Here is a 10430-nt window from a genome sequence, read left to right on the forward strand (position 1 = left end):
CTGTCCGCTGTGGCAGCCGGCCACCCAGACCGTGTTCGGCGAAGGTCCGCAGGACGCCGCGGTGATGGTGGTCGGCGAGCAGCCCGGCGACGAGGAGGACCTGAGCGGGCGCCCCTTCGTCGGCCCGGCCGGGCGCCTGTTCGATCGCGCGCTGCAGGAGCTGGGCGTCGAACGTGCAGGTATGTACGTCACCAACGCGGTCAAGCACTTTCGCTTCGAGCAGCGCGGCAAGGCGCGGTTGCACCGCAATCCCGAGCGTGCCCATGTCGAGGCCTGCCGGATGTGGCTGGCCGGCGAACTGGCGCGGGTGCGCCCGCGCATCGTGCTGTGCCTGGGCGCGACCGCGGCGCGCGCGGTGCTGGGGAGCGGTTTCAAGCTGATGTCCCAGCGCGGGCAATGGCAGGCGCTGGACGACGGCACCCGCGCGCTGGCCACCGTGCATCCGTCGTGGGTGCTGCGCCAGCGCGGCGGCGAGGCCGGCGAGGCCGCCTATCAAGGCTTCGTGCACGACTTGCGCGTGTTGGCGGAGCAGGTGCCCATGCCGCACGCGGGGAATTCCGGCAACTGACCGCTCGTGTGCGTGCTGCAGTTGCCGCCATCTGGGCGCGGCGGCGCGGTTGCAGGCGTGGACGTGCAAAACGGGGACGGCCGCAGCCGTCCCCGCGATGCCAATGCACCCCCGATGTGCTTACGGCATCAAAACCTTGTCCACCACATGGATCACGCCGTTGCTCTGCATCACGTCGGCGGTGGTGACGTGCGCCGTGTTGCCCTTGCTGTCGGTGAGGGTGACCTTGCCGCCGCGAGTCTTGGCGATCAGCGTTTCGCCCTGCACGGTGGTCAGCTTGGCGCTGCCGCCGCCGGCCTTGATCTGCGCCAGCAGCGCCGCCGCATCGAGCTTGCCGGGGACCACGTGGTAGGTCAGCACCTGGGTCAGCTTTTCCTTGTTCTCCGGCTTGAGCAACGTGTCCACCGTGCCGGCCGGCAACGCGGCGAAGGCGGCGTTGGTCGGTGCGAACACGGTGAACGGGCCGGCGCCCTTCAACGTGTCCACCAGACCGGCGGCCTTGACCGCGGCGACCAGGGTGGTGTGCTCCTTGGAGTTGACCGCGTTGTCGATGATGTCCTTGGTGGCGTACATCGGCGCGCCGCCGACCATCGGATTCGGCTTGGCTTCGCTCATCGCGGCGTGGTCGTGCATCGCGGCCTGGCTGGGGGCGGCCATGGCGGGCAGGGAGACGAGGCCGGCGAGGGCCAGGGACAGCAAGTGGATCTTCATGGGCTTGCTCCTTGAAAGGGATGCGCGGCCAGTCGGCCGTGCACCTGTCTTTACGCGGCCTGCGCCGACGCGGTTGCATCACGCCGTCCAGATAATGCTGAACAGAGGAGTTGGCGCGTACCGCCGCTCGCATCCAGGGCGGTTCAGGCGAGTGCCCTGTCGCACGGTGGTGCAGCTCTAAGGCCGGGCAGCGCTGCGGCGAATGGTCTACCCGAGTGCAGGTAGTGCGTCATTGTCGGCCTGCATCGATGAGATCACCGACACTGAGAAGGGATGTCCATATCCTCGAATTGGGCTGCCAGTGGCAGAACGCCAGCCTCAAACCTGGCGCCACGCAAGTCGCATTTCTTGAATTTCGCATCGGCAAAGATGCAGTTGATGAATGTCGATGCTCTGAATTCGACTCTGTCAAAGACAGCGCCGGTAAAATCGCAGTCCATGAATTTTACCCGGCGGCCGCCGTACTCAATTCCGCAAGATCCACCGGAAAACCTGGCTTTGACGAAATCGGTTTTTTCGCAGATCGCATCATCCATGTTGATCGCAAGCTTGCTTTTTGAAAAGTTGCAGTTTTTTATTATCGATCTGCACAAAAGGGCTCCGTTCAAGTTTGCACTTTCGAAGCTGACATTCATGAAGAAACTATCGTTCGCACTTCCGGATATTTTCGAGTAAGACAGATTGGTGTTGCTGATCCTCGATTCGAGGAGGTTTGCGGTTTTTAACTGCTCCAGGATGGCGAATGGACCAATGGTGATGCCGGAAAGATCAGCGTCGCGAATGATCGGCCGTCCAGCCGCGATCGAATCGATGCTGTCGATGATGCTCGCCAGATATTCATGGTTTCGCCATTTGGCGGTTGTGTTTTTCATGGGTGGCCGCCTCAGGGATGAATTGGCGGCATGATATCTGCCATGCCGTTATGGTTGAGCGCGGCTGCAGCTTCGGACGCGCCGCGACGTCCGCACCCTGAGTGGCTGTCGGGCTCAGGGTCCAGGATCGATGATCGGTGTGTCGGAAATGTTTGTCTTGTTGGTTGGCCGGGATCATCCCGGCGATGGCGTTCTCGGAACGCCGCTTTGCGCTGCCGGCACGCGCTGGAGGACCAAGGCGCGTCGGCTCAGCGGCGCTGCAGCACGTAGCTGTTCTCGAAGCCGTGGGCGCAGCCGAGCACATGGAAGTCGCCGAAGTAGCCGGCGGCGCGCAGCAGGTCCACCGCGGGACCGACCTCCGGCGAGTATTCCCAGTCGCCGTAGTCGTCGAACACCACGAACCCGCCGGACACCACGCTCGGTCCGTACAGCAGGAAATCCAGCAGCACGTTGCGCCCGGTGTGCCCACCGTCGATGTGCAACAGCGCCACCTTCGGCTCCATGGCGTAGAAATGCTCGGCGCAGAATTCGGAATAGCCACGGATGAAGCGCGCATTGGGCAGCAACTGCTGCCGATAGTGATTGAACTCCTCGAACTGGTTCGGCAGCGCGAACGGATCCATGCCGATCACCCGGCGCTCGCGGCCGCAGACCTCGTTCATCAGCACCAGCGACTTGCCCTTCCACACCCCGATCTCCACCAGATCGCCCGGCACGCCCTCCAGCAGCAGGCACAGATAGCCCAGCAGCCGCACATGGTCGTGGAAGGACAGCTCGCGCCGCTCCATCGCGTGTTCGGCCGGCAGGACGGCCTGGGCCTGCACGAAGTGGTCGCCGATCAGGTCCCAGATCCGCGGAATGCTGCCTTCCGCCGCGTGTTCGTCGATGAAGCGGTTGAGTTCCTGGATGGTGAGCATGCGGTCTCCGGCGAAAAGGCGCCGGTGTCCGCCACCGGCTCTGTGGCCGGATAGTAGCCTGGACGCCGCGCGCACCACTGGACATCGCCGCCGCGGTGCGCTTTGCTTGCAGGCTCCCCCATTCATGGGTGGCGCCGCCGGCGTGGCGCCGCCGTCCGGACGAGCATGCATTCGATCGAAGTGGTCTTGGCGATGTTGCTGGCCGTGGTGGCCAGCGGCTATCTGGTGCGCGTACTGCCGTTTTCGCTGCCGTTGCCGCTGGTGCAGATCGGCCTGGGCGCGATCATCGCCGGCGTGTTCAAGAAGGGTTATGCGCTGGAGCCGGAGCTGTTCTTCCTGCTGTTCCTGCCGCCGCTGCTGTTCCTGGACGGCTGGCGCATCCCCAAGCAGGGCCTGTTCCGCGACAAGGGCGTGATCCTGGAACTGGCGCTGGGCCTGGTGGTGTTCACCGTGATCGGCGCCGGTTTCCTGATCCACTGGATGATCCCGACCATGCCGCTGGCGGTGGCGTTCGCGCTGGCCGCGGTGGTGTCGCCGACCGATCCCATCGCGGTGTCCTCGATCGCCGCGCGCGCGCCGATCCCCAAGCGGCTGATGCACATCCTGGAAGGCGAGTCGCTGCTCAACGACGCCTCCGGCCTGGTCTGCTTCCAGTTCGCGGTGGCCGCGGCGATCACCGGCACGTTCTCGCTGGCCGACGCCTCGCTGACCTTCCTGTGGGTGGCGCTGGTCGGCGTGGCCGCTGGCATCGCGGTGGTGGTCGGCACCAGCCTGGCGCAGCGCTGGGTCTGGCGCCAGGTCGGCGAGGAGCCGGGCGCGGCGATCCTGGTCAACCTGCTGCTGCCGTTCGCCGCCTACCTGCTGGCCGAGGCGATCAACGCCTCGGGCATCCTCGCCGCGGTCGCCGCCGGCATCGCCATGAGCTACGTGGAGCTGAGCGGCCGCGCCCCGGGCAGCATGCGCGTGCAGCGCTCGGCGGTGTGGGACATGGTGCAGTTCACCCTCAACGGCATCATGTTCGTGCTGCTCGGCGAGCAGTTGCCGGGCATCGTGCAGGGCGCCATGCACAACATGGACGAAGCCGGCCACCTGGACCCGTGGTGGCTGCCCGCCTATGCGCTGGCGATCTACGTCGGCCTGCTGTTGCTGCGCTTCCTGTGGGTGTGGCTGTCGCTGCGCTGGACCCTGCTCAAGGCGCGCCGTCGCGGCGAGGACCGGCAGAGCCCGCCGTGGCGGATCGTGGTGGCGACCTCGCTGGCCGGCGTGCGCGGCGCGATCACCCTGGCCGGTGTGCTGACCCTGCCGCTGGCCCTGCCCGGCGGCGCCGCGTTCCCCGCGCGCGACCTGGCGATTTTCCTGGCCAGCGCGGTGATCGTCACCTCGCTGCTGGTCGCCAGCATCGGTCTGCCGCGGTTGCTGCGCGGCCTGGAGTTGCCGGAAGAACCGACCGATCGCCTGGAGGAAGACCTGGCCCGCCGCGAGTCTTCGCGCGCGGCGCTGGCGGCGGTGGAGAAGCTGCGCCAGCGGCTGGTGCAGGACAGCGAGCACGCCGATCTCTACAACGAGGCCGCCAACCGGGTCAGCGCGCTGTACCAGCGCCATCTCGACCATGGCGAGGCGATGGAGAGCGATCCGGAGGAGGCGCGGCGCCTGGACGCGGTGCTGCGCCAGCTGCGGCACGCCGGCCTGCAGGCCGAACGCCAGGAACTGTTCAAGCTGACCCGCCAGCGCAAGATCTCCGACGAGATCGCCCGGCGGCTGATCCGCAACCTGGATCTGCTGGAGGCGCGGCGCAAGAGTTGATCGACGGCCGCGAATGGGGAGTCGGGAATGGGGATTCGTGAAAGCGGCTTCCTGGCGTCGTTTTGGGCTCGCCGCGATGCCACTTTCGGCGCGCGCCGGTTCACTGCTCGTCGCTTTCTGCCCGCCAGGGGCGCACGCCGGCCTACGCCCCTGGCGCTGTGTGGTCTGTTGCAAGCCGCGTGGCTAGCGCATCGCGCTAGGCGTCCTCGGCCAGCGGCGGCAGCCGTCGCGGCACCGGGGTCGACTTCACGATGGCGGAGTTGGTTTCGGCGCGATCGGTGACTTTTGCCAGGATGCTGTCCAGGTGCTCGATGTTGCGCAGGTACAGCCGGCAGATGAAGCAGTCCTCGCCGGTCACCTTGTCGCACTCGACGAATTCCGGGATGCGCTGCAGCAGTTCCTCCACCAGGTGCAACTGCCCCGGCAGCGGTTTGACCCGCACGATCGCCTGCAAGGTGTAGCCCAGCGCGCGCGGATCGAGCTCGACCGTGAATCCGGCGATCACGCCCTGGTGCTGCAGCCGGCGCACGCGGTCGGCGGTCGCCGGGGCCGACAGGCCGATCTGCCGGGCCAGTTCGCTGGTCGCCATGCGCGCGTCTTGCGCCAATGCAGCCAGGATGGCGCGGTCGATCGCGTCGAGTGGGGCGATGGCGGGAGGGGAAAGGCGGGTTTGCATGGTGACCTTCCTTTTTTTGGTGAATTCCGCAATTGGCCTAATTTTAAGCATGTTCTGGCGGAATTGCGGTTTCTACAATGACGGCTGTTCGCAGCATTGAAGGGAACCGGGATGGCCTCGAACGAGATTCGCCGTGGTGCGGCCGAGATGGTCGTGGCCATGCTCATGTCCGGCACGATCGGCTGGCTGGTGGTGTCGTCGGGGCAGTCGCCGTTCAACGTGGTGTTCTTCCGCTGCCTGTTCGGCGCGGCCACGCTGCTCATCGTCTGCGCGGCGCTGGGCCTGTTGCGGCGCAAGGCGTTCTCGCCGCGGATGCTGGCGCTGGTGCTGCTCGGCGGGATCGCGATCGTGGGCAACTGGCTGCTGCTGTTCGCCGCCTACGGCCGCGCGTCGATTTCGATGGCCACCGCCGTCTACAACACGCAGCCGTTCATGCTGGTCGGGCTCGGCGCGCTCGTGTTCCGCGAGCGCATCAGTGCCTCGACCGTGGGGTGGCTGGCGGTGGCGTTCGTCGGTCTGGTGGGCGTGGTGCGCATCGCGCCTGCGGTGCTCGCGGTGCCGGGCGAGTACCTGCAGGGCGTCGCCCTGGCGCTCGGCGCGGCGTTTCTGTACGCGGTGTCGTCGATCGTCACCAAGCACCTGAAAGGCACGCCGCCGCATCTGCTCGCGCTGCTGCAACTGGGCATCGGCATCGTGTTGCTGGCACCGTTCGTGCATTTCGATGCCTTGCCTGCCCGTCCCGGCCAGTGGCTGGATCTGGTCGTGCTCGGCGTGGTCAATACCGGGGTGATGTACGTGCTGCTGTACGGCGCCATCCAGAAACTGCCCACCGCGATGATCGGCGCGCTGTCGTTCATCTATCCGGTGGTGGCGATCGCGGTCGATCGCATCGCCTTCGGGCAGTCGCTGGCGTGGACGCAGGTACTCGGGGCGCTGCTGATCCTGCTGGCGGCGGCCGGGGTCAACTTCGGCTGGCGCGTGTGGCCGTGGCCGCGCGCAGCGCGACCGGCCGTCGTCGACGTCGACACCGGACAAAGCTAACCAGGCGTCGCCACGGCCAAGACGGTCACGTTGCCCTGCGTGTGCAGGCACTGGCCGACGCACTGTCCCGCATCCGGGAGAGTGCTTCCGCCGGATCGGGATTTATCCATCACGAGCCGGCTTCTACCCTGGGGGCCGTTTCCGCAGCCGCCGCGCGCCCAGGGAGTTCCCGTGTCGCCGATCATTTCCGTACAACACCTGACCAAGACCTACGCCGGGGGTTTCCAGGCGCTCAAGGGCATCGACCTGGAGATCCATCGCGGCGAGATCTTCGCCCTGCTCGGCCCCAACGGTGCCGGCAAGACCACGCTGATCAGCATCATCTGCGGGCTGGTCAATCCCAGCAGCGGCCGGGTGCTGGCCGATGGCCACGACATCGTGCGCGACTACCGCGCCGCGCGCGGCAAGATCGGCCTGGTGCCGCAGGAACTGGCCACCGATGCGTTCGAGACGGTGTGGGCGACGGTGCGCTTCAGCCGCGGCCTGTTCGGCAAGCCGCGCGACGACGCCCATCTGGAGCGGGTGCTGCGCGAGCTGTCGCTGTGGGACAAGCGCGGCAGCCGCATCTCCACCCTGTCCGGCGGCATGAAGCGGCGCGTGCTGATCGCCAAGGCGCTGGCGCACGAGCCGTCCATCCTGTTCCTGGACGAACCCACCGCCGGAGTCGACGTGGAGCTGCGCCACGACATGTGGCAGATGGTGCGGCGCCTGCGCGAGCAGGGCACCACCATCATCCTGACCACGCACTACATCGAGGAAGCCGAGGACATGGCCGACCGCGTGGGCGTGGTCAATCGCGGCGAACTGGTGCTGGTGGAGGACAAGCGCACGCTGATGCGCAAGCTCGGCAAGAAGCAACTGGCGCTGACCCTGCAGGCACCGCTGCACGCGTTGCCGCCGGCGCTGGAGGCGCAGCCATTGGAGCTGTCCGCCGACGGCACGACACTGACCTACACCTACGACGCGCAGGCCGCGCAGACCGGCATCGGCCCGCTGCTGCGGCAACTGGAGGCGCAGGGCGTGGAGATCAAGGATCTGCAGTCCAGCGAGAGTTCGCTGGAGGAGATCTTCGTCAACCTGGTGCGGCCGGCGTCGGCCGCGGCGGAGGTGCGCGCATGAACCTGCACGCGATCGCCGCGATCTACCGCTTCGAGATGGCGCGCACCTTCCGCACGCTGACCCAGTCCATCGCCTCGCCGGTGCTGTCGACCTCGCTGTACTTCGTGGTGTTCGGCGCGGCGATCGGTTCGCGCATGGGCGCCATCGACGGCATCAGCTACGGCGCCTACATCATCCCCGGGCTGGTGATGCTGTCGCTGCTCAGCGAAAGCATCTCCAACGCCTCCTTCGGCATCTACATGCCGCGCTGGGCCGGCACCATCTACGAGGTGCTGTCGGCGCCGGTGGCGTGGTGGGAGGTGGTGATCGGCTATGTCGGCGCGGCGGCCAGCAAGTCGGTGCTGCTGGGCCTGCTGATCCTGCTCACCGCACGCGCCTTCGTGCCGTACGAGATCGCGCATCCGCTGTGGATGTTCGGCTTCCTGGTGCTGACCGCGCTGACCTTCAGCCTGTTCGGCTTCATCATCGGCGTGTGGGCCGACGGCTTCGAGAAGCTGCAGGTGATCCCGCTGATGGTGATCACGCCGCTGACCTTCCTCGGCGGCAGCTTCTACTCGATCAACATGCTGCCGCCGCTGTGGCAGAAGATCAGCCTGTTCAACCCGGTGGTGTACCTGGTCAGCGGCTTCCGCTGGGCGTTCTACGGCAAGGCCGACGTGCACATCGCGGTCAGCCTGGGCATGACCCTGGCGTTCCTGGCGCTGTGCCTGGGCGTGGTATGGGCGATCTTCCGCAGCGGCTATCGGCTCAAGCCCTGAGGTGCGGCGCCGGGGCCGCAGCATGCCGGCAGGCGCGGCGCCTGCCGGCGGTCGCGCCTACTTGGCGTCGAGCCAGAAGGCTTCGACCGTGCCCTTGACCTTCATGGTCATCGGGTTGCCGCGGCGGTCGCGCGCCTTGCCGACCTGGACGCGGATCCAGCCTTCGCTGATCGAGTACTCCTCGACGTTGTCGCGCTCCACGCCGTTGAAGCGGATGCCGACGCCGCGCGACAGCGTCTCGGCATCGTGGAAGGGGCTCTGCGGACTGACCGCCAGGCGGTCGGGGGGCGTGTCGGACATCGTGGTGGCTTCGCGTGGCGGCGGACAGCGCCGTCTTCCGGGCTGCGAAGGATAAACGCCTGCGGCGCCGTTGCCGAGTTCCGTGCGCTTCCGTCGCCGCGGCGGGCACGGCACACTTGCACCTTCCCTTCCATCCGCCGGCTCACGCCATGCCCGACAACAGCACCGATTACGACGATCCCGACGATCTGCACGACGAGCTCGACGACGATCCGGACACCCAGCAAGGGCTGATCTGGAACCTGCTGCTGCTGATCAATCCCGGCGACGAGGAAAGTGCGCTGCGTCAGTTCAACGCGTTCCGCGAAGCGCGCGCCGAGCACGAGGGCGAAGAGGACGACGGCTGGTTGTGGACGCTGAAGGATGCCATCGACTGGAGTGCCGGCTTCTACGTGGACTGGAAGGACACCGAGTCGCTGATCGGCGCGATCGACGAACTGGCGACGCGCTGGAACCTGCGCATCGATTGGGGCGGCGACGTGGACGACGAGGACTTCCTCGACAGCCATGACGTGCCGGCGCTGCTGAACGTCGCCTACGACCGCCTGCGCGAACACGGCTACACCCTCTGGTGCTGGGACACCGAGGGCGATGCGTACGCCGGGTGGATGGCGCTCAGCCGCGACGACGAGGACATGCGGCGCTTGGCGGCGCTGCTGGACATCGAACTGCGCCCGGGTAGCGATCCGTTCTAGGCGGACGTGGCGCCACCGTTCACCGCGCCTCGCCGCGCGCCTGCGCGCGTGCATTGCGGATCAATGCTTTCAGCAGCTCGCGGTCGCTGTGTCGCGAGACCGGCACCGCGCCCAGGCGGATCGCGTCGTCGCGCAGGGCGGCGGGCACGTCGTAGTGCGCGCCGCTGAGCTTGTTCTGGAAGGCGCGGCGGGGAATGCCCAGCCGCGCCGCCATGGCGTGCAGTTCGTCCAGCGTGTCGGCGAGCAGGTGGCCCCAGCGCTGGCCGCGCCAGGGATGCACCGCATCGTCGATGTAGACCGCCACGCGCCAGGTCAGGCCGGCTTGTGCGTGCCGTCGGCGTCGGTCGCCGCGCTGCCGTCGGCCTCCACCGGGTCGGTATCGTTCGTCGTCTTCTCGGCGTCGGCCCCGTCCTCGTCCGCATCCTCTGCCGCGCCATCGCCCGCGGCGAACTCGGCAACCAGCGCGTCCAGGTACTCGGTCGGGGTCTGGCCGGCCTCGACCGCCAGCGCGTCGATCATCTGCTGCAACTGCGCGGAGTAGTCCAGGGTGATGGTGTTGCCTTCCTGCTCCTGCAGGTTGGCCAGGTGCTTGAGCATCGCCAGCATCGGCACCGGATTGTCGGCATTGCCCATGGTCTGGCCACCGACCGACAGCAACCACTGGCGACCCTGCAGGCCGATCGCGGCCAGCACGCGGCCGCTCTCGTTCTGCAGCACGGCGTGGTTGGCGATGGGCTGCTCGCGGCCCAGGCGGGCGAAGGGACGCGGCGACTGCTGCTTCTTGCGCTTGTCGCGCTTGGCTTTGGATTGCTTGGACACGGCGGTCTCGTTGGCGAAGTGGTGGCCATTGTAAGCGCCGCGCCGTGTGCGGTCCCGCCGGGCCGGTGCGGCGCGGTCATCGCCCGCGCGCGCGGTGACGCCGCAGTCAGCGCGTGTTGGCCGCTGCCGGGGTCCCGCCGGGGGCGGCGGT

At 67.3% G+C, this 10430-nt stretch carries 13 protein-coding genes; 6 read left to right on the plus strand and 7 right to left on the minus strand.

The genetic code is table 11. The features are described from left to right. Nucleotides 1–568: UdgX family uracil-DNA binding protein (locus D183_RS23870; protein WP_017907646.1), on the plus strand; the 568-nt coding region annotated here is incomplete at its 5' end. Nucleotides 569–688: 120 nt separating this feature from the next. Here the strand turns inward: D183_RS23870 and D183_RS0102790 are convergent. The 3 genes from D183_RS0102790 to D183_RS0102805 all read right to left on the minus strand — a co-directional run bounded on the left by D183_RS0102790 (nucleotide 689) and on the right by D183_RS0102805 (nucleotide 3068). Next, nucleotides 689–1279 carry a fasciclin domain-containing protein gene (locus D183_RS0102790; protein ID WP_017907647.1) on the minus strand — a complete coding sequence of 197 codons (591 nt, stop codon included), beginning with the start codon at nucleotides 1277–1279 and terminating at the stop codon, nucleotides 689–691. A 254-nt stretch (nucleotides 1280–1533) separates the two neighbouring features. Next, nucleotides 1534–2151 (minus strand): pentapeptide repeat-containing protein, encoded by a 618-nt coding sequence (locus D183_RS26240; protein ID WP_198527630.1) that lies wholly within the window; start codon nucleotides 2149–2151, stop codon nucleotides 1534–1536. 248 nt (nucleotides 2152–2399) lie between these two features. After that, nucleotides 2400–3068 (minus strand): class I SAM-dependent methyltransferase, encoded by a 669-nt coding sequence (locus D183_RS0102805; protein WP_017907650.1) that lies wholly within the window; start codon nucleotides 3066–3068, stop codon nucleotides 2400–2402. 165 nt (nucleotides 3069–3233) lie between these two features. Here D183_RS0102805 and D183_RS0102810 point away from each other — a divergent pair, with 165 nt between their 5' ends. Then, on the plus strand, nucleotides 3234–4871 hold the full coding sequence (locus D183_RS0102810; RefSeq protein WP_017907651.1) for a Na+/H+ antiporter: 1638 nt from the start codon (nucleotides 3234–3236) through the stop codon (nucleotides 4869–4871). 196 nt (nucleotides 4872–5067) lie between these two features. On the opposite strand, the gene D183_RS0102815 is transcribed toward D183_RS0102810, so the two are convergent. Next, nucleotides 5068–5547 carry an Lrp/AsnC family transcriptional regulator gene (locus D183_RS0102815; RefSeq protein WP_017907652.1) on the minus strand — a complete coding sequence of 160 codons (480 nt, stop codon included), beginning with the start codon at nucleotides 5545–5547 and terminating at the stop codon, nucleotides 5068–5070. 111 nt (nucleotides 5548–5658) lie between these two features. Between D183_RS0102815 and D183_RS0102820 the strand changes: the two genes are divergently transcribed. From D183_RS0102820 to D183_RS0102830, 3 genes are all read left to right on the plus strand, one after another. Further along, a complete protein-coding gene (locus D183_RS0102820) occupies nucleotides 5659–6588 on the plus strand; it encodes a DMT family transporter (RefSeq protein WP_017907653.1) in 930 nt (309 codons plus the stop codon). Nucleotides 6589–6759: 171 nt separating this feature from the next. Then, entirely contained in the window at nucleotides 6760–7707 is a 948-nt protein-coding gene (locus D183_RS0102825; RefSeq protein ID WP_017907654.1) for an ABC transporter ATP-binding protein, read from the plus strand. Beyond that, entirely contained in the window at nucleotides 7704–8465 is a 762-nt protein-coding gene (locus D183_RS0102830; RefSeq protein ID WP_017907655.1) for an ABC transporter permease, read from the plus strand. Before D183_RS0102825 ends, D183_RS0102830 begins: the two co-directional genes overlap by 4 nt. A 57-nt stretch (nucleotides 8466–8522) precedes the next feature. Here D183_RS0102830 and D183_RS0102835 read toward each other — a convergent pair whose 3' ends face one another. Beyond that, nucleotides 8523–8765: a DUF3297 family protein gene (locus D183_RS0102835; RefSeq protein ID WP_010343635.1), complete on the minus strand. Its 243-nt coding sequence runs from the start codon at nucleotides 8763–8765 to the stop codon at nucleotides 8523–8525. Between the two features lie 149 nt (nucleotides 8766–8914). Here D183_RS0102835 and D183_RS0102840 point away from each other — a divergent pair, with 149 nt between their 5' ends. Beyond that, nucleotides 8915–9460, plus strand: a complete 546-nt coding sequence (locus D183_RS0102840) for a DUF6630 family protein (RefSeq protein ID WP_017907656.1) — start codon at nucleotides 8915–8917, stop codon at nucleotides 9458–9460. A gap of 19 nt (nucleotides 9461–9479) precedes the next feature. On the opposite strand, the gene D183_RS0102845 is transcribed toward D183_RS0102840, so the two are convergent. Both D183_RS0102845 and D183_RS0102850 read right to left on the minus strand, forming a co-directional pair. Then, nucleotides 9480–9764, minus strand: coding sequence for a DUF4031 domain-containing protein (locus tag D183_RS0102845; RefSeq protein WP_017907657.1), 285 nt, complete (start codon nucleotides 9762–9764; stop codon nucleotides 9480–9482). 8 nt (nucleotides 9765–9772) lie between these two features. Continuing rightward, nucleotides 9773–10279: a hypothetical protein gene (locus tag D183_RS0102850; RefSeq protein WP_017907658.1), complete on the minus strand. Its 507-nt coding sequence runs from the start codon at nucleotides 10277–10279 to the stop codon at nucleotides 9773–9775. Nucleotides 10280–10430: the final 151 nt, after the last annotated feature.

Origin of the sequence: Xanthomonas sp. SHU 199, assembly GCF_000364665.1 — a bacterium.
Taxonomy (GTDB): domain Bacteria; phylum Pseudomonadota; class Gammaproteobacteria; order Xanthomonadales; family Xanthomonadaceae; genus Xanthomonas_A; species Xanthomonas_A sontii.